The organism is Cupriavidus yeoncheonensis, from assembly GCF_905397275.1.
Lineage (GTDB): Bacteria > Pseudomonadota > Gammaproteobacteria > Burkholderiales > Burkholderiaceae > Cupriavidus > Cupriavidus yeoncheonensis.
Genome location: NZ_CAJPUY010000014.1, coordinates 155781 through 175160, shown reverse-complemented (window position 1 = coordinate 175160; position 19380 = coordinate 155781). Strand labels below are relative to the sequence as shown.

The window sequence follows — 19380 nt, the reverse complement described above, 5'->3', positions numbered from 1 at the left end:
GCATCCCCCGTTTTTCTTTTCCGCCCCGTGCCCCGCTACACCGAGGGATTCTTCGACAACGGCGGATTGCGCGCGAAGTAGCTGCGGATCCCGCGCAGGATGGCGTTGGCGAGCTGCTCCTGGTGCGCGTCGTCATTGAGCTTGCGCTCTTCCTCGGGGTTGCTGATGAAGGCCGTCTCGACCAGGATCGACGGAATGTCGGGCGCCTTCAGCACCGCAAACCCGGCCTGTTCGACACTGCCCTTGTGCAGCCGGTTGATGCCACCGATTTCCTGCAGCACGGCCTTGCCGACCTGCAGGCTGTCGTTGATCTGCGCCGTGGTCGACAGGTCCAGCAGCACGCGCGCGACCTGCGCATCCTTGTTCAGGTTGGCCCCGCCAATCAGGTCCGAGGCGTTTTCCTTGTTGGCCAGCCAGCGCGCGGCCGTGCTGGAAGCCCCGCGTTCCGACAGCGCAAACACCGATGCACCCTTCGCTTCCGGCGACAGGAAGGCATCGGCGTGGATCGACACGAACAGGTCGGCCTGCACGCGGCGCGCCTTCTGCACGCGCACGTTCAGCGGCACGAAGAAATCGGCATCGCGCGTCATCATCGCGCGCATATTGGGCTGCGCATCGATCTTCGCGCGCAGCCGGTGGGCGATCTGGAGCACCACGTCCTTCTCGCGCGATCCCGATGCACCGATGGCACCGGGGTCTTCGCCGCCGTGGCCGGGATCGATCGCCACCGTCAGCAGGCGGCGCATCTTGAACGGGCGCTCGGCGGTGGGATCGCCCTGCGCGACCGGCGGGACCACCGGCGCGTTCGGCCTGGGCACCACGGGTGCGGAAGGCTTCGGCGGCCTGGCCGCGGCAATGGCCGGCGGCGGCGCCGTGGTCGCGGGCATGTCGCCCTTCTCATCGAACTTGCGCACGAGCGCACCGATGGCGTCTTCTTCCGCGCCTGCCGGGGCGCCCGCTATGCCATCGGAACCCGGCGGCGGCGCGCTGTTGGCGAAGCGGCGCTGCTTTTCCTCGGTGTCGCGCACCAGCTTCCACAGCGGATCGGGCGGGTTGACGGGGTACAGGTCAAACACCAGGCGGTTCTTGTAGCTGCCGATCGGCGCCAGCGTGAACACCTGCGGCGCGACGTTCTCCTTCAGGTCGAACACCATGCGCACCACGCGCGGACGGTTCTGGCCGACGCGCACGGTCTGGATATAGGGATCGTTCGGCGTGATCTTGGCCACCAGCTCGCGCAGCGTGGGCGAGAGGTCGAGGCCGTCGATGTCCACCACGAGCCGGTCCGGGTCACGGATCATCTGGTGCACTGCAGCCAGCGGCGTGTCGGATTCGATCGTGACGCGGGTGTAGTCCTCCGCTGGCCAGACGCGCACGGCGACGATGCCGGCACCGAAGGCCAGTTGCGGTCCGGCGAGCGTCAGCACGACCGTGCCGGCACTGAGCTTCAGGCACTGCGCCATCCATTTGCGGCGCGCCTGCAGCAGTCCGTCGGGTCCATCGGGTCGGTCGGTGGCAAGTCGCTTGATCAGCATGCGTTCAGCAGGGTAATTCCAGTGTGAGTATAGGCTCGCAGCGTCGCGATCCGCCGCTCGCCGGCCATATCCGCCGTATCCGCCATAACATCGGCCGCGGCCATGTCCGATTGGAGCAACACGTGCAGATCCGGTTCCCCGAGCAGGCGCCCGGCCTTTTCCGGCCACTCCACGAGATTGAAGGCGGGCTCGGCGAAGCAGTCGCGGAAACCCGCGTCGATCCATTCCTCGGGGTCGGCGAAACGGTACAGGTCGAAGTGGTAGACCGTCAGCGGCGAGCCGTCGGCGCGCGCCACGTCGTAGGGCTCGCACAGCGTGTAGGTCGGGCTGCGGACCTTGCCGGCATGCCCGAGCGCACGCAGGATGGCGCGGGACAATGTGGTCTTGCCCGCGCCAAGGTCGCCCGAGAGCTGCACATGCACGGTGGTGGGTTGCAAGGCGCGTACCACGCCGGCGAGTGCCGCACCGAAGCGGGCGGTGGCGGCTTCGTCGGGCAGCGTCAGGGAACGTTCTTCAAGCAGGGGCATTGCGTACAATTCAGGGATGACCGACCGAGCATCCGAAGCGCCAGGCGCCCCCACTCCGCGGCCCGTGGCCGCTGCCGATGCAGCCGACACAGGCGATGGAGGCGGCATGGAGGCGCTCGTGCAATCGATCCGCGACTGGGGCGCCGAGCTGGGCTTTGCCTCGGTGCGCATCGCGGACGTCGATCTCAGCCATGCCGAGCCAGGGCTGATGGCATGGCTGGCCCGGGGTTACCACGGCGACATGGATTATATGGCGAACCACGGCCCGCGGCGCGCCCGTCCCGCCGAACTGGTGCCCGGCACGGTACGCGCCATCGTGGCCCGCATGCCCTACCTGCCCGCCACGGCCGCGCCGGACTGGCGCCGGCATGAGCTGGCACGGCTCGACCAACCCGCCACCGCCGTGCTCTCGCTCTATGCGCGCGGCCGGGACTACCACAAGGTGCTGCGCAACCGGCTGCAGCAGCTCGCGAGCCGCATCGAGACCGCCATCGGCCCGTTCGGCTACCGTGTCTTCACCGATTCCGCGCCGGTGATGGAAGTGGCGCTGGCCAGCCAGGGCGGCCTGGGCTGGCGCGGCAAGCACACGCTGCTGCTCGACCGCGACGGAGGCTCGATGTTCTTTCTCGGCGAGATCCTGGTCGACGTCCCGCTGCCGGCCGACCCGCCTGAAGCCTCGCACTGCGGCAACTGCCATCGCTGCATCGACATCTGCCCCACGCACGCCATCGTTGCGCCCTACAGGCTCGACGCGCGCCGTTGTATTTCTTACCTGACCATCGAGCACAAGGGTCCGATTCCCGAGCAATTTCGCGCACCGATGGGCAACCGCGTCTATGGCTGCGACGACTGCCAGCTGGCCTGCCCGTGGAACAAGTTCGCGCACCGGGCCACGCTGCCCGACTTCGATGTGCGCAACGGCTTCGACGCCGCGGACATGGTCGACCTGTTCCTGTGGACCGAGGCCGAGTTCAACCAGCGCCTGGAAGGCAGCCCGATCCGCCGCATCGGCCATGAACGCTGGCTGCGCAACCTTGCGGTGGGACTGGGCAATGGCCTGCGCACCGCCGCCTCCGGCCAGCGCCCGCAAGACCACGCGCTGGCCGCACGGATACGCACAGCCCTGAAAAGCCGCCGCGCCGACGCCACGCCCCTCGTGCGCGAGCACATCGACTGGGCGCTCGCGCAGGACCGGGCCGTCAGCTGACCAGCGCGAGCCAGACCGGCGTGGTGAGGATCGCAGCCACCGTCATCACGGAGATGGTCGCGGCGACCATGGGCCCGTTGCCGCCCATGCGCACGGCCAGGATATAAGCGCTCGATGCCGTCGGCAGCGAGGCGTACAGCACCACGATCTGGTACTGCAGCTCCGTCAGCGGCAGCAGCCGGCCCGCAAGCCAGGCCAGGCAAGGCATAGCGAGCAGCTTGACGCCGGACCACCACGCGACCGGACCGACCGTGCCGGTCGCGCCGCTCATCTGCAGCCCCGCGCCCACCGTCATCAGGCCGAGCGCCGTCGAGGCCGAGCCGAGCCGGTTCAGCGTCATAGCCAGTACCTCGGGCGCATGCAGCCCCAGCAGGTTGGTCAGCAGCCCGCCGGCGGTGGCCAGGATCAGCGGATTGCGCGCCAGCTCGCGCCACAGCCGCGTATCGCCGTGCCGCGCCAGCGCCCATACCGCAGCCACGTTGCACAGCGGCACCGTGCAGCCCACGATCACCGCCATCATCGCCAGGCCCTCGCTGCCACCGATGCGCGATGCCAGCGCCAGACCGATATAGGAATTGAAGCGGAATGCCGTCTGCAGGCCCGAGGCAAAGTCCACGGCATCGGGGCGCAGCACCCATTTGACGGCGTACCCGGCGACCATGCCGAACGCCATGACGGCCAGCGCGAGCCCGAGCATGGCCGAGGTCGAGGAAAAATCGAACACCGCGCTGTTGGTCGACTGCAGCAGCAGCGCGGGAAACAGCACGAAGTAGACCAGGCGCTCCACGCCGCCCCAGAAGGCACGGTCAAACGGTGAATAACGCACCAGCAGCCAGCCGATCAGAATCAGGCTGAAGTCGGGAACCAGCAGGAGAGCGGAAGACATCTCGTGAACGTTTTCGTTGTTATCAAGGCCGGGCGGCCCGGTGCTGTGCGGGGAGGAAGTGACGGAATGTGCAGACTAGGGCAGATCCGGATTGGTATTTTTCCAGAAATGGGCCAGCATGGCATACCAAGTTGTACCCCTGCCCCTTATGCTGCACCGACGTAATCCGCCATTGCCGGGCCGAATCATTGCCCCGCGCCCGCTTTCACGATCCCGCCTGACTCCGCGCCGCGTGCTGGCCGCGCTCGCCGCAGGCCTGGCGCTTGCGGTGCTGCCGGCAGCCGCCGGCGCGACGGAATTCGAGGGTCTGCGCTTTGACGATGCCGCTCGCGTGGCCGGCAAGGAACTGCAGCTCAACGGCACCGCGCTGCGCTCGGGGCTGCTGCTCAAGGGCTACGTGGCGGCGCTGTACCTGCCCGAAAAGGCGCGCAACGCCACCGTGGTACTCGGCACGTCCGGCACCAAGCGGCTGCAGTTTCGCATGCTCCGTGAAGTGGACCCCAACGCATTTGCCCGGGCGATGCAGAAAGGCATGCGCGAAAACCACAGCGAGCTGCAGATGCAGATGCTGTCCGCCCGGCTGGTCCAGTTCGAACGCACCATCGACCAGGTCGGGACCGCCCGCAGGGGCGACGTGATCAACGTCGATTTTTCACCGGACGCCGGTACCGTGGTCGCCATCAACGGCACCCCGCGCGGCCGCCCGATTCCCGGCGAAGACTTCTACCAGGCCGTGCTGCGCGTCTTCCTTGGCGAACACCCGGTAGACCGGGACGTCAAGCGCGGCCTGCTGGGCGGCTGAGCCCGCCGGACCCGATGTGGCCGCCGCCTTGCCGCCACCTGCGGCAAGGCGGCGGCGTTTTCTTCCGGGCATCACCCCCGCCCGGACTTTCCTGACGGGAGACCTGATCTCATGCAAGCTGGCAAAATCGCTTTGACCCTGGCCCTGGCCACCGCGGCGTCCGTCGCGCAAGCGCAGAGCTTTCCGAGCAAGCCGATCCGCCTGATCATTCCGTTCGCGCCTGGCGGCACCACCGACATCGTCGGCCGTGGCGCCGCCGACCAGATGAGCCGTATCCTCGGGCAGCCGGTCGTGGTCGAGAACCGCGCCGGCGGCGGCGGCTCGATCGGGGCCGACGCCATCGCCAAGGCCGCGCCCGACGGCTACACCATCGGCATCTCCACGGTGTCGACCATGGCCGTGAACCCGGCTTGCAACCCCAAGCTGTCGTACGACCCGATCAAGGACTTCAAGCCCATCACGAACCTGGCCAACGTGGCCAACGTGATCGCGGTGAACCCGAACTTCCCGGCCAAGAACTACAAGGAATTCCTGGCCGTGCTGAAGGCCAATCCGGGCAAGTATTCGTTCGCGACGTCCGGCACCTGCGCGTTCGGCCACATGCTGGGCGAGCAGTTCAAGGTCTCGACCAAGACCTTCATGGTGCATATCCCGTATCGTGGCGCGGGCCCGGCGCTCAATGACGTACTGGCCGGCCAGGTGCCGATCATGGTGGACAACCTGCCGTCGTCGATGCCCTACATCAAGGCCGGCAAGCTGCGTCCGATCGTGGTGGCGTGGAACAAGCGGCTGGATTCCCTGCCCGACGTCCCGACCTTCGGGGAGATGGGGCTGAAGGAGCCGAATGACCCGGCGTGGTACGGCCTCGTGGCGCCGGCCGGCACGCCGGACGACGTCATCAGGAAGCTGAACGACGCGGCGGTCAAGGCGCTGCAGGACAAGGGATTCCAGGAGCGCCTGCGGACCGCCGGTGCCGAGCCGTCGGGCAACTCGCCTGCGCAGCATGCGGCCGAGATCAAGAAGGAGTTCGACAAGATGAAGACCCTTGTCAAGGTGCAGAACATCAAGCTGGAGCAGTAAGGATGGGGTGAGGCCCGCCGGGTCTCGCGCACATTGACGGGCCGCCTGCGGGCGGCCTCTTCTTTGGTTCTGGCGGGCTTGTCGTGCCAGGCATCACCCCTGCCCGCTTTCGGCCCCCCAAAACAAAACGCACTAAAATCCAGACTTCGATCCAGACTTCGCGCCTCACCCCACCGCCATGCCCGCCAATTTCGACGCCATCCTCCCCGCGCCCTTCGGCAAGGTCGGCGTGCGCGCCGACGGCACGCGGATCGTGGAAATTTTCTATCTGCCTGACACCGCGACAGCTTTGGCGCCACGCAGTGAGGTGATCCTGCGCCTGCAGGCGGAACTGGACGCGTACTACGCCGACCCCGATGCCCGTTTCGACGTGCCGCTGGCCATCGCCGGCACGGCATTCCAGCAGCAGGTCTGGCAGGCCATCTGCGCGGTGCCGCGCGGCGGGCTGACCACCTATGGCGATATCGCCCGCAAGCTCGGCAGTGTGCCGCGTGCGGTCGGGCAGGCCTGCGGGCAGAATCCGCTGCCGATCGTGATCCCGTGCCATCGCGTGGTATCGGCAAGCGGCATCGGCGGCTTCTCCCACCATGCCGAGGATGGCTTCCACCTGGAAGTGAAACGCTGGCTGCTGCGCCATGAAGGCGCCATGCTGATATGAAGCGACCCGCCGGCGCCAGCCGGACGACACGCAAGCCGCGCGCAGTGCACGCCGACGCAGATGCCGTGGCGCTCGATGCCGCCATTGCCCCGGAACTCGACCTGGTCAGCCGCTTCTGCGACGCCCTGTGGCTGGAGGACGGCCTGTCGCGCAACACCATGGACGCCTACCGGCGCGACCTTTCCCTGCTGGCGCGCTGGCTGCACCAATCCGGCAACGGCGGCCTGCTGGCCGCGGGCGACACCGAGCTGAATGCCTATTTCCTCGCCCGCCACCCCGAGACCCGCGCCTCGTCCTCGAACCGCCGTCTGGCCGTGTTCCGCCGCTTCTACCAGTGGGCCCTGCGCGAGCGGATGATCGAAGCCGATCCGTGCATCCTGCTGCGCCCGGCCAAGCAGCCCCCGCGCGTGCCCAAGACGCTCACCGAAGCGCAAGTCGAGGCCCTGCTCGAAGCGCCCGATACCGGCACGCCGCTTGGCCTGCGCGACCGCACCATGCTGGAACTGATGTACGCGAGCGGGCTGCGCGTGTCGGAACTCACCCAGATGAAGACCGTGGAGATCGGCCTGAACGAAGGCGTGGCACGCGTGGTTGGCGGCAAGGGCGACAAGGAACGCCTGGTGCCGTTCGGCATGCAGGCCGGCGACTGGCTGCGCCGCTACCTTGGCAGCGCGCGCCCCGCGCTGCTGGCCGGCCGCGCCTGCGATGCGCTGTTCGTCACGCAGCGCGGCGAAGGCATGACGCGCCAGGCCTTCTGGCACCTGATCAAGCGCCATGCGTTCGATGCCGGCATCAACGTGCCGTTGTCGCCGCACACGCTGCGCCATGCGTTTGCCACGCACCTGCTCAACCATGGCGCCGACCTGCGCGTGGTGCAGCTGCTGCTGGGCCACGCCGACATTTCCACGACACAGATCTACACCCACGTGGCGCGCGAGCGGCTGCGCGAGCTGCACCAGCAGCACCACCCGCGCGGGTAGGGTCCTGTTGTCCTGTCCCGCCTGCAACCCGACATGAGCAAATCGAAACATATCTCGGAAACTCCGGCTACCCAGTTCCTGCGCCGGCAGGGCGCCGCCTTCGGCGAGCATCCGTACGAATACGTGGACCACGGCGGCACCGGTGAATCGGCGCGCCAGCTCGGCGTGCCCGAGCACGACGTGGTCAAGACCCTGATCATGGAAGACGAGCGCGCGCAGCCGCTGGTCGTGCTGATGCACGGCGACTGCTCCGTTTCGACCAAGAACCTTGCGCGCCAGATCGGCTGCAAGAGCGTGCAGCCGTGCAAGCCCGAGGTGGCGCAGCGGCACAGCGGCTATATGGTCGGCGGCACCTCGCCGTTCGGCACGAAGAAGCGCATGCCGGTGTATGTGGAGGCAACCGTACTGGAGCTTGGGAAAATCTATATCAACGGCGGGCGGCGCGGCTACCTGGTCAGCCTGGACCCGAAGCTGCTGACCGCGCTGGTCGATGCCAAGCCCGTGGCATGCGCGCTGCCTGACTGACCCGCCCGTGCCCATAGCGGATATTGGGGAAGTCACGGTCGTGGCGAGCCCGCCGCCGCGCTACAATCCCGCCAATTCCAGACAAGGCAGCCCCCACTGCCCGCGCATCCCTACATGGCCAACCTGCTATTCGCCCTTGCCGCCTACCTGATCGGGTCGGTCTCCTTTGCGGTCGTCGTCAGCAAGGTCATGGGCCTGCCCGATCCGCACTCCTACGGCTCCGGCAACCCGGGCGCGACCAACGTGCTGCGCACGGGCAACAAGAAGGCAGCCATCTTCACGCTGATCGGCGATGCGCTGAAGGGCTGGCTGGCGGTCTGGCTGGCGACCCGCTTCGGGCCCGCCTACGGCGTCGATGACAACGGCCTCGCCATGGTGGCGCTGGCCGTGTTCCTCGGCCACCTGTTCCCGGTGTTCCACCGCTTTGCCGGCGGCAAGGGCGTGGCCACGGCGGCGGGCATCCTGCTGGCCATCAACCCGATCCTGGGCCTGGCCACGCTGGCCACCTGGCTCATCATCGCGTTCTTCTTCCGCTACTCGTCGCTGGCCGCGCTGGTCGCGGCAATCTTCGCGCCGTTCTTCCACGTGCTGACGGACGGCATCGACATCATGGCCGGCGCGATCCTCGCGATCTCCATCCTGCTGATCGCGCGCCACCGCCAGAACATCGCCAAGCTGCTCTCCGGCAAGGAAAGCCGCATCGGCGAGAAGAAGAAGGTCTGAGCGCCGCGCGGCCCTAGCCGCCGGCTGCGACGGGTCCGGCCAGGACCGCGCGGGCCCTGCGACAGCCGCCACCAGGGGGAGAGGTTCACTGGGTCACGGTCACCGCATCATGCGGCCGACCCAGCCGTCGGGCACCACCTACGCCCCCACCGCCCCCGCAAACAGCATCTCGACCCTGAAGCCCCCCTCATCGGCATTCACCAGGTTGAGCTTGCCCCCGGCCTGTCGCACCAGCCGGTCCACGATGGCCAGCCCCAGCCCCGAATGGGCATTGCCGCCGCGCGCCGGATCCAGCCGCACGAACGGCAACGTGACGCGCTCCTTGTCCGCCTCGGGAATCCCCACGCCCTGGTCTTCGACCACCAGCAGGTAGCCCTCCGGCGTGCGCGTCGTCGCGATGCATACCGGCGGCTTGCCGTAGACGTAGGCATTGTCGACCAGGTTGCCGATGATCCGGTCCAGCTGCGTGGCGATCATGCGGAATCCGTCGCCCGCGCCCAGCGACAGCACCACCTTCCGTTCCTGCTCCGCGAGCGAGGCGGCCAGTTCGTTGACGCGGCGGTCCACCGGCACCGGCCGGGCCGTGGGCTCGCTGGTTTGCGCGAAGCTCAGGAACTGCTCGACGATGGCCGCCATGGAATCGACATCGCGCGTCACGCCCGCCGCGGCCTTCGGGTCCGACAGCATCTCGGCGCGCAGGCGCAGCCGCGCCAGCGGCGTCTTCAGGTCGTGCGCAATGCCGGCGAGCATGGTGTTGCGCTCCTGGTCAATGCGCGTCAGGTCCGCCACCATGCGGTTGAAGCGCTCGATCAGCTGGCGCAGCTCATGCGGGCCGCGCTCGCGCAGCGGCGCCACCGGCTGCTGGCGCGACAGTTGCTCGGCCGCCGCCGCCATGTCGCGCACCGGCCGCTGGATCTGCCAGGCAATCAGCAGCGCAAAGATGATGGCCACCCCCACCACCAGCATCACGCCCGGCACCAGCCGGTTGTCGGGCGGCGGATTGTGGACCCAGAGGATCGGCATGGCGATCCAGTTGCCGCGCGTCGGCAGCTTGATCCAGAGCCGGGGCGTGGCCTCGTCCTCGATACGGATCTCGGTGCCTTGCGGCAGGCGGGTGATGAACTGCTCCACCAGCCGCCGCGAGCGGCCCTTGGGCACGACGGTATGTTCTTCGGCGCTGGCCTCGCTGGCTACCTCGACCAGGCTCGGCAGCGGCACGGGCGGGCGCGCGTCGAGCGCGCGCTGGATGCTGGCGAACTGGAACAGCATCTGTTCGACCGAATAGTCCACCTGCTGCTGGCGCCGGTCCATGCGCAGGATGGCCAGCCAGGAGAAATGGCTGATCACCAGCACCGCGGCGATCAGCAGCGCGATGCGGCCGAACAGGGTATCGATACGCAACTTCATGTCGGGGCTCGTCGTTGCCGCAGCCGCCAGCCGCCAGACGGACGGCAGGGGCGGCATGGGCGTTACTGCGGAATATCTTCGGCTTCGTCGGGCACGAACGTGTAGCCGCGCCCGCGCACGGTCTGGATGTAGCGCGGACGCTGCGCGTCTTCGTCGAGCAGCCGGCGCAGGCGCCAGATCTGCACGTCGATGCCGCGGTCGCTGATGCCGCTGGCGGTGCCGTACATCAGCTCGACGATGCGCTCGCGCGAAAGCACTTCGAGCGGATGCATCAGCAGCAGCTTGAGCAGCGCGAACTCGGTGTCGCTGATCGACAGCACCTGGCCCGCGCGCTGCAGCGAGCGCTGGCGGAAATTGACGCGGAACGGCCCGAACGCGACCGCTTCGCGGTCTTCAGGCGCGGCCGCCGGACGCGCCAGCTTGCGGCGCAGCACGGCATTGATGCGCGCCAGCAGCTCGCGCGGCGAAAACGGCTTGCCAAGGTAGTCGTCGGCGCCGATCTCCAGGCCGACGATACGGTCGATCTCGTCGCTGCGCGCGGTCAGCAGGATCACCGGGATATCATCGTTCTTCGCGCGCAGGTTGCGCAGCGCGGTCAGGCCATCGACCTTGGGCATCATCAGGTCCAGCACGATCAGCGCCGGGCGCTCGCGCTCCAGGCGCGCCTGGAGGCCGTCGCCGTCGTGCAGCACCGAGACGGCAAAGCCTTGCTGGGTCAGGTACTCGCGCAGCAGGTCGCGCAGTTCAGGGTCGTCATCGACGACAAGGATCTGGGTGGGCTGGTTCGTTCGCATAGGCACATGATAGTCAGGCTGGCCGCTCTCCTGCCGAATCGGGCCGGCGGCTTTGTTTCCGGAGATTACACGGGAGGCGCTGGTAATCCGCTGTAATAAACCTGCGTCCCGCGGAAACACGTGCATCCGGCGTCTCACATTATCCTTGCGGCATGGCATGCGTTTGCGCTGCCCGGCCACCCACAGGCCGCTGCCCGCTTGGGCAGAACCCCACGCCAGATGGGGCTAGTGCCGCACCTGATGCGGCATACTGCATCATCGCCGCGCCCGAGACCGCGCGAAGAACGCCGGCGCATACCGCGCCGCTCCCAGGATTCCGGACATGTCCAACCCCGAACAAGGCAAACAACCCAACCCGCCGTCCCGCCCCCCTCAGGGACCCGACCGTTCGCCCCGCCGCAAGCTGATAGTCGGGGCGCTCGTCGTGCTGCTCGCCGGCGGCGGCTGGTACTGGTACAGCCACCGCGGCGCCGGTCCGGAAACGCAGGCGGCCCGCGGCCCCGGTGGCCCCGGTGGCGGTGCGAGCGGCGCGGGCGCCCCGGGACGCGGTGGCCCCGGTGGTCCGGGCGGCGCCGGCGCGCCGCGCTCGCCGGTCGTGGTGTCCACGGTCGCGCAGCGTGACATGGACGTGGTCCTGAACGGGCTGGGCAACGTCACGCCGGTGTCCAACGTCACCGTGCGCGCCCAGGTGTCGGGGCCGCTGCTCAAGGTGCTGTTCAAGGAAGGCCAGATGGTCAAGGCCGGCGACGTGCTGGCCGAGATCGACCCGCGACCGTTCCAGGCCACGCTGGACCAGGCCGTCGGCCAGCTGGCGCGTGACCAGGCGCTGCTGCAGAACGCGCGGCTGGACCAGAAGCGCTACCGGACCCTGCTGCAGCAGGACTCGATCTCCAGCCAGCAGGTCGATACGCAGGATGCGCTGGTGCGCCAGTACGAAGGCGTGGTCAAGACCGACCAGGGCAATGTGGACAATGCGCGGCTGCAACTGGGCTATACGAAGATCGTCGCGCCGGTGTCGGGCCGCATCGGCCTGCGCCAGGTGGACCCGGGCAATATCGTCAATACGTCCGACACCAACGGCATTGCGCTGATCACGCAGATCCAGCCGATTGCCGTGCTCTACACCATCCCCGAAGACAACCTGCCGGCGGTGCTGAAGAAGCTCAACACCGGCGAAAAGATGCCGGTGCAGGCGTGGGACCGCCAGATGCGCAATCAGCTTGGCGACGGCGCGCTGCTGACCACCGACAACCAGATCGATACCACCACCGGCACGGTCAAGCTCAAGGCGATCTTCCCGAACGCCGACGGCATGCTGTTCCCGAACCAGTTCGTCAATGTGCGCACGCGCGTCGACACGCTGAAGGACGCCACGGTCATCCCGGTGGCCGCCGTCCAGCGCGGCCAGCAAGGCACCTTCGTCTATGTGGTCGACGACAGCAGCAAGGTCAAGGTGCAGGTGGTCACGCTTGGCCCCGGCGACGGCACCCGCACCGCCGTGCTCAAGGGCGTGGAACCCGGCCAGCGCGTGGTGGTCGATGGCGCCGACCGGCTCAAGGAAGGCATGACCGTGGAAGCCGTGGACCCGGCGGCACGCGCGGCCCAGCTGGTGCCGGCCAGCCAGCCGCGCGGACGCGGACGCCGCCGAGACGGCAGCGGCAGCGGCGGCGCCAGCGGCGCCCATGCCGAGGGCGGCGCGAGCGCGCCGCAGGGCGAACACCGCCGCCAGCGCGAAAGTTCCGACGCCAGCGGCGCCGCGGCCGAGGCCCCCGCCCCGCGCCGCCAGCAGTAAGGAATCCGCATGAACCCGTCTCGCCTCTTCATCGAGCGCCCGGTAGCCACGGCGCTGCTGATGCTGGCCATCCTGCTCTCCGGGCTGGTGGCCTACCGGCTGCTGCCGCTGTCCGCGCTGCCCGAGGTGGACTACCCCACCATCCAGGTCACCACGCTCTATCCGGGCGCCAGCCCCGATGTGATGACCTCGTCGATCACCGCGCCGCTGGAGCGACAGTTCGGGCAGATGCCGGGGCTCAAGCAGATGTCGTCGTCCTCGTCGGGCGGCGCCTCGGTGATCACGCTGCAGTTCGAGCTGACACTGCCGCTGGATGTGGCCGAGCAAGAGGTGCAGGCGGCCATCAATGCCGGCAGCAACCTGCTGCCGTCCGACCTGCCGATGCCGCCGGTCTACAGCAAGGTCAACCCGGCCGACGCGCCGATCATGACCATCGCCATGACCTCCGACACCCTGCCGCTGCCCAAGCTGCAGGACATGGTGGACACGCGCGTGGCGGCCAAGATCTCGCAGATCCAGGGCGTGGGTCTGGTCACCATCAGCGGCGGCCAGCGCCCCGCGGTGCGCATCCAGGCCAACCCGACCGCGCTGGCGTCGCTGGGCATGTCGATCGACGACCTGCGCACCGCCATCGGCGCGGCCAACGTGAACGGCGCCAAGGGCAGCTTCGACGGCCCGGCGCGCGCGTCGACCATCGACGCCAACGACCAGCTGCGTTCGGCCGACGAGTACAAGCAGATCATCATTGCCTACCAGAACGGCGCACCGATCCGCATCACCGACGTGGCCGAGATCGTCGATGGCCCCGAGAACAGCCGCCTGGCCGCCTGGGCCAACGGCAACCCCTCCATCATCCTCAACATCCAGCGCCAGCCCGGCGCCAACGTGATCGAGGTGGTGGACCGCATCAAGTCGCTGCTGCCGCAGCTGCGGACCGCGCTGCCGGCCTCGGTGCACGTGCAGCTCATGACCGACCGCACCACCACCATCCGCGCATCGGTGCATGACGTGGAGTTCGAGCTGTTCCTGGCCATCGCGCTGGTGGTGATGGTCATCTTCGTGTTCCTGCGCAATGTCTCGGCCACGGTGATTCCCGGCGTGGCCGTGCCGCTGTCGCTGGTCGGCACGTTCGGCGTGATGTACCTGGCCGGCTTCTCGATCAACAACCTGACGCTGATGGCGCTGACCATCGCCACCGGCTTCGTGGTCGACGACGCCATCGTCATGATCGAGAACATCATGCGCTACATCGAGGAAGGCGATTCCCCGATGGAAGCCGCGCTGAAAGGTTCGAAGCAAATTGGCTTCACCATCATCTCGCTGACCTTCTCGCTGGTGGCCGTGCTGATCCCGCTGCTGTTCATGGGCGATGTGGTCGGGCGCCTGTTCCGCGAGTTCGCCATTACGCTGGCGGTATCGATCCTGATCTCGGCGGTGGTCTCGCTGACGCTCACGCCGATGATGTGCGCGCGGCTGCTGCGCCACGTGCCCGAGGAACAGCAGTCGCGCTTCCACAAGGCCACCGGACGCTTCTTCGACAACGTGATCCACCGCTATGGCGTCGCGCTCGAATGGGTGCTGGACCGCCAGAAGGCGACACTGGTGGTGGCCATCGCCACGCTGGTGCTGACCGTGCTGCTGTACATGCTGGTGCCCAAGGGCTTCTTCCCGGTGCAGGACACCGGCCTGATCCAGGGCATCACCGAAGGGGCGCAGACCACGTCGTTCCAGGCCATGGGCCTCAAGCAGCAGGCCGCGGCCAAGGTGGTGGCGCAAGACCCGGCCGTGGAAAGCGTATCGTCCTTCATCGGCGTGGACGGGTCCAACACCACGCTCAATGCCGGGCGCATGCTGATCAATCTCAAGCCCAAGGGCGAGCGTGATCCGATCGACGTGGTCACGCAGCGGCTGCAGCACGCGGTGGAAAAGCTTGGCGGCATTTCGCTGTACACGCAGCCGGTGCAGGACCTGACGATCGAGGACCGCGTGGCGCGCACGCAGTACCAGTTCACGGTCGAAGACCCCGACCCGCAGGTCCTGGCGACCTGGGTGCCGCGGCTCGTCGAGCGGCTGCGCCAGGAACCCGAACTGCGCGACGTCGCCAGCGACCAGCAGAACAACGGCCTGCGCGCCTACGTCGATATCGACCGCGATGCCGCCGCGCGTTTCGGCATCACCACCGCGGTGATCGACAGCGCGCTGTACAGCGCGTTCGGCCAGCGCCTGGTGTCGACCATCTTCACGCAGTCTAGCCAGTACCGCGTGGTGCTCGAAACCATGCCCGAGTTCCGCAAGGACCCGCAGTCGCTCGCGGAACTGCGCCTGCCCTCCTCGTCCGGCGGACAGGTGCCGCTGGGTGCGTTCGCGCGCATCAGCGAGCGCACGGGCCAGCTCGTGATCAACCACCAGGGCCAGTTCCCGGCCGCGACCATCTCGTTCAACCTGGCACCGGGCGAATCACTGGGTCCGGCGGTCGACAAGATTTCCAAGGTGGAACAGGAACTGGGCCTGCCGATCTCGATGCAGACCGAGTTCCAGGGCGCCGCGCTGGCGTTCCGGGCCTCGCTGTCGAACACGCTGTGGCTGATCCTGGCAGCCGTGGTGACGATGTACATCGTGCTGGGCGTGCTGTATGAGAGCACGATCCACCCGGTGACCATCTTGTCCACGCTGCCGTCGGCGGGCGTCGGCGCGCTGCTGGCACTGCTGCTCGCGGGGCAGGACCTGGGCATCATCGCGATCATCGGCATCATCCTGCTGATCGGCATCGTCAAGAAGAACGCCATCATGATGATCGACTTCGCGCTCGAAGCCGAGCGCGAAGGCGGCATGGCCCCGCGCGAGGCCATCTTCCAGGCCTGCCTGCTGCGCTTCCGCCCGATCCTGATGACCACCATGGCCGCGCTGCTGGCCGCGCTGCCGATGATGCTCGGCACCGGCATCGGCTCGGAACTGCGCCGGCCTCTCGGCGTGACCATGGTCGGCGGCCTGCTGGTCAGCCAGGTGCTGACGCTGTTCACCACGCCGGTGATCTACCTGGCCTTCGACCGCGTCGCCTATCGCCTCAGGGACTGGCGCAAGCGCCGCTTCGGCGACCCCGACGAAGGCGGCACCGATGAAGGCGATCCGTCGGCAGCGGGGCCGCGATGAACCTGTCCGCCACGTTCATCCACCGGCCGGTCGCGACGGCGCTGCTCACCATCGGCATCCTGCTGGCGGGGCTGGCGGCGCTGCGCCTGCTGCCGGTGTCGCCGCTGCCGCAGGTGGACTTCCCGACGATCTCGGTATCGGCCTCGCTGCCCGGTGCCAGCCCAGAAACCATGGCCGCCACGGTGGCCACGCCGCTGGAGCGCGCGCTGGGGACCATTGCCGGCGTGACGGAAATCACGTCCAGCAGCTCGCTCGGCTCGACCCGCGTGACGCTGCAGTTCGACCTGTCGCGTGACATCGACGGCGCCGCGCGCGACGTGCAGGCAGCCATCAATGCCTCGCGCGCGACGCTGCCGACCAGCCTGCCGAACAACCCGACCTACCGCAAGGTGAACCCGGCCGACGCGCCGATCATGATCATCGCGCTGACCTCGCCGACCATGACGCGCGGCCAGCTCTATGACGCGGCTTCGACCATCCTTTCGCAGAAGCTGTCGCAGGTGGAAGGCGTGGGCCAGGTGACGATTGGCGGCTCGTCACTGCCGGCGGTGCGCGTGGAGCTGAACCCGACCGCGCTGAACAAGTACGGCATCTCGCTGGAAGACGTACGCAACACCATCAGCGCCACCAACGCCAACCGGCCGCTGGGCACGCTGGAGAACCGCACCAGCAACTGGCAGGTCTACGCCAACGACCAGGCGATGAAGGCGAGCGACTACATGCCGCTCATCATCCGCTACGCGACGCCGGGCACGTTCTCGTCGGCATCGGCCGGTGCGCTGATCGCCAGCACCGCCAGCGCGGCCGCCATGGGCGGCGTGAGCACCAAGGTCGTCAACGGCGTGACCGTGACCACGATCACCACCAGCAGCGGCACGACCACGGTCACCAGCGGCGCCACCGGCGGCAACAATGCCACCAGCGGGCCCAACTCCTTCTCCGTGCCGGTACGCCTGCAGGACGTGGCCAGCGTGGTCGATTCGGTGCAGGACATCCGCAACGCGGGCTCCGCCAATGGCAAGCCGTCGGTGCTGCTGGTGCTCAACCGCTCGCCCGGCGCCAACATCATCGAGACGGTCGATCGCGTGCGCGACATGCTGCCGACGCTGCAGAAGATGATCCCCGCGGCCATTTCGATGGACGTGATGATGGACCGCACCCCGACCATCCGCGCATCGCTGCGCGAAGTGGAACACACGCTGATGATCTCGGTGGCGCTGGTGATCATGGTGGTGTTCCTGTTCCTGCGCAATGTTCGCGCCACCTTCATTCCCAGCGTGGCGGTGCCGGTGTCGCTGATCGGCACGTTCTCGGTGATGTACCTGGCGGGCTTCTCCCTGAACAACCTGTCGCTGATGGCGCTCACCATTGCCACCGGCTTCGTGGTGGACGATGCCATCGTGGTACTGGAGAACATCTCGCGCCATATCGAGGAAGGCATGAAGCCGCTTGCCGCCGCGCTGCGCGGCGCGCGCGAGGTCGGCTTCACGGTGCTGTCGATGAGCCTGTCGCTGATCGCGGTGTTCATTCCGCTGCTGATGATGGGCGGCATCGTCGGGCGCCTGTTCCAGGAATTCGCGATCACGCTGTCGGTGTCCATCCTGGTGTCTTTGGTGGTGTCGCTGACCACTACGCCGATGATGTGCGCGCGCCTGCTGCGCCCGGCCGTGCCCGAGGAAGAGCGGGGCCGCTTCTTCCGCGCCAGCGAACGCGTGTTCCAGTGGCTGCATGACGGCTACGCGCGCACGCTGGCCGTGGCGCTGCGCTACAGCGCGGTGGTCTGGCTGGTCCTGCTGGCCACGGTGGCGCTCAATGTCTGGCTCTACGTGATCGTGCCCAAGGGCTTCTTCCCGCAGCAGGACACGGGGCGCCTGATCGGCTTCATCCGCGCCGACCAGGCCACCTCGTTCCAGGCCATGCAGCCGAAGCTGGACAACTTCATCAGGATCGTCCAGTCCGACCCGGCTGTGGAGAACGTCACCGGCTTCACCGGCGGCTCGCAGCGCAATACCGGCCAGATGTTCGTCACGCTCAAGCCGCTGTCGCAGCGCAAGGAAAGCGCGGACGCCATCATCGCGCGGCTGCGCGTCAAGCTGGCCAAGGAGCCCGGCGCCAGCCTGTTCCTCCAGCCCGTGCAGGACATCCGTATCGGCGGGCGGCAGAGCAGCTCGCAGTACCAGTTCACGCTGCAGTCCGACGACCTGCAGGTGCTGCGCGACTGGGAGCCGAAGGTGCGCGCGGCGATCTCCAACGTCAAGGGCATCGAGGACGTCGACACCGACACCAACGACAAGGGCCTGCAGACCTCGGTCATCATCGACCGCGACGCGGCATCGCGCCTGGGCGTGACCGCGCAGCAGGTCGACGCGGTGCTCAACGACGCTTTCGGCCAGCGCCTGGTTTCGACCATCTACAACCCGCTCAACCAGTACCGCGTGGTGATGGAGCTGAGCCAGGAGTATCTGCAGGGACCACAGGCGCTGCATGACATCTACGTGGTCACCGGCAACGGCCGACGCGTGCCGCTGTCGGCATTCGCTACGGTGGCGCCGAGCAGCACGCCGCTGGGCGTGAACCACCAGGGCCAGTTCGCGGCGTCGACGATCTCGTTCAATCTTGCGGAAGGGTATTCCCTGTCGCAGGCCACCGACGCCATCAAGGCGGCAATGGCCGGCATCGGCGCGCCCGAGACGCTGCAGGCGAACTTCCAGGGTGGCGCCAAGGCGTTCCAGGACTCGCTCAAGAGCCAGCCGATCCTGATCCTGGCCGCGATCATCACGATCTACATCGTGCTGGGCATACTGTATGAAAGCTACGTGCACCCGCTGACCATCCTGTCCACGCTGCCGTCGGCGGGCGTGGGCGCGGTGCTGGCGCTGCTGGCTTTCAAGACGGAGTTCAGCATCATCGCGCTGATCGGCGTGATCCTGCTGATCGGCATCGTGAAGAAGAACGCGATCATGATGATCGACTTCGCCATCGATGCCGAGCGACGCGACGGCCTGTCGCCGCACGACGCCATCCACCGTGCCTGCCTGCTGCGCTTCCGCCCGATTCTGATGACCACCATGGCGGCGCTGCTGGGCGCGGTGCCGCTGGCCATCGGCCGCGGCGACGGCGCCGAGCTGCGCGCGCCGCTGGGCATCTCGATCGTGGGCGGGCTGGTGGTGAGCCAGTTGCTGACCCTGTACACCACGCCGGTGGTCTACCTGACGCTGGACCGCTGGCGCCTGAACGTGAAGGCCTGGCGTGAACGCCGCCGCGGCGGCCCGCGCGGCTCCGCGCCCGCTGCCGGCACCGAATCATGAAGACGA

At 67.8% G+C, this 19380-nt stretch carries 15 protein-coding genes; 10 read left to right on the top strand and 5 right to left on the bottom strand.

The features are described from left to right. Positions 1 to 35 precede the first annotated feature (35 nt). Positions 36 to 1535, bottom strand: coding sequence for an N-acetylmuramoyl-L-alanine amidase (locus tag KHO22_RS20130; RefSeq protein WP_211948930.1), 1500 nt, complete (start codon positions 1533 to 1535; stop codon positions 36 to 38). Next, entirely contained in the window at positions 1529 to 2062 is a 534-nt protein-coding gene (gene tsaE / locus KHO22_RS20125) for a tRNA (adenosine(37)-N6)-threonylcarbamoyltransferase complex ATPase subunit type 1 TsaE (RefSeq protein WP_211948929.1), read from the bottom strand. Before tsaE ends, KHO22_RS20130 begins: the two co-directional genes overlap by 7 nt. Positions 2063 to 2078: 16 nt before the next feature. Here tsaE and queG point away from each other — a divergent pair, with 16 nt between their 5' ends. After that, positions 2079 to 3269 carry a tRNA epoxyqueuosine(34) reductase QueG gene (gene queG, locus KHO22_RS20120; RefSeq protein WP_211948928.1) on the top strand — a complete coding sequence of 397 codons (1191 nt, stop codon included), beginning with the start codon at positions 2079 to 2081 and terminating at the stop codon, positions 3267 to 3269. Here queG and KHO22_RS20115 read toward each other — a convergent pair. Next, a complete protein-coding gene (locus tag KHO22_RS20115) occupies positions 3262 to 4155 on the bottom strand; it encodes an AEC family transporter (RefSeq protein WP_211948927.1) in 894 nt (297 codons plus the stop codon). The two genes, queG and KHO22_RS20115, sit on opposite strands and share 8 nt — an antisense overlap. 118 nt (positions 4156 to 4273) lie before the next feature. On the opposite strand from KHO22_RS20115, the gene KHO22_RS20110 reads away from it, so the two are divergent. From KHO22_RS20110 to plsY, 6 genes are all read left to right on the top strand, one after another. Then, the gene (locus tag KHO22_RS20110) at positions 4274 to 4957 is read left to right on the top strand and encodes a chalcone isomerase family protein (RefSeq protein WP_230426937.1); all 684 of its coding nucleotides are present in this window, start codon (positions 4274 to 4276) and stop codon (positions 4955 to 4957) included. A 111-nt stretch (positions 4958 to 5068) separates the two neighbouring features. Next, entirely contained in the window at positions 5069 to 6037 is a 969-nt protein-coding gene (locus tag KHO22_RS20105; protein ID WP_211948926.1) for a tripartite tricarboxylate transporter substrate binding protein BugE, read from the top strand. A gap of 178 nt (positions 6038 to 6215) precedes the next feature. Continuing rightward, positions 6216 to 6695, top strand: coding sequence for a methylated-DNA--[protein]-cysteine S-methyltransferase (locus KHO22_RS20100; protein ID WP_211948925.1), 480 nt, complete (start codon positions 6216 to 6218; stop codon positions 6693 to 6695). Beyond that, complete coding sequence (gene xerD / locus KHO22_RS20095) at positions 6692 to 7675, top strand: site-specific tyrosine recombinase XerD (protein ID WP_230426936.1); 984 nt, start codon at positions 6692 to 6694, stop codon at positions 7673 to 7675. Before KHO22_RS20100 ends, xerD begins: the two co-directional genes overlap by 4 nt. 33 nt (positions 7676 to 7708) lie before the next feature. After that, the gene (locus tag KHO22_RS20090) at positions 7709 to 8200 is read left to right on the top strand and encodes an aminoacyl-tRNA deacylase (protein ID WP_211948924.1); all 492 of its coding nucleotides are present in this window, start codon (positions 7709 to 7711) and stop codon (positions 8198 to 8200) included. A gap of 114 nt (positions 8201 to 8314) precedes the next feature. Continuing rightward, on the top strand, positions 8315 to 8923 hold the full coding sequence (gene plsY, locus KHO22_RS20085; RefSeq protein ID WP_211948923.1) for a glycerol-3-phosphate 1-O-acyltransferase PlsY: 609 nt from the start codon (positions 8315 to 8317) through the stop codon (positions 8921 to 8923). Between the two features lie 138 nt (positions 8924 to 9061). On the opposite strand, the gene KHO22_RS20080 is transcribed toward plsY, so the two are convergent. After that, the gene (locus KHO22_RS20080) at positions 9062 to 10330 is read right to left on the bottom strand and encodes an ATP-binding protein (RefSeq protein ID WP_211948922.1); all 1269 of its coding nucleotides are present in this window, start codon (positions 10328 to 10330) and stop codon (positions 9062 to 9064) included. A 62-nt stretch (positions 10331 to 10392) separates the two neighbouring features. Further along, positions 10393 to 11124 (bottom strand): response regulator, encoded by a 732-nt coding sequence (locus KHO22_RS20075; RefSeq protein WP_211948921.1) that lies wholly within the window; start codon positions 11122 to 11124, stop codon positions 10393 to 10395. A gap of 322 nt (positions 11125 to 11446) precedes the next feature. On the opposite strand from KHO22_RS20075, the gene KHO22_RS20070 reads away from it, so the two are divergent. The 3 genes from KHO22_RS20070 to KHO22_RS20060 are packed head-to-tail and all read left to right on the top strand — an operon-like array spanning position 11447 to position 19374. Beyond that, complete coding sequence (locus tag KHO22_RS20070; protein ID WP_211948920.1) at positions 11447 to 12916, top strand: MdtA/MuxA family multidrug efflux RND transporter periplasmic adaptor subunit; 1470 nt, start codon at positions 11447 to 11449, stop codon at positions 12914 to 12916. Between the two features lie 9 nt (positions 12917 to 12925). After that, positions 12926 to 16066, top strand: coding sequence for an MdtB/MuxB family multidrug efflux RND transporter permease subunit (locus tag KHO22_RS20065; protein WP_211948919.1), 3141 nt, complete (start codon positions 12926 to 12928; stop codon positions 16064 to 16066). Continuing rightward, positions 16063 to 19374, top strand: a complete 3312-nt coding sequence (locus KHO22_RS20060; RefSeq protein WP_211948918.1) for an efflux RND transporter permease subunit — start codon at positions 16063 to 16065, stop codon at positions 19372 to 19374. Before KHO22_RS20065 ends, KHO22_RS20060 begins: the two co-directional genes overlap by 4 nt. The last annotated feature ends 6 nt before the right edge of the window (positions 19375 to 19380 follow it).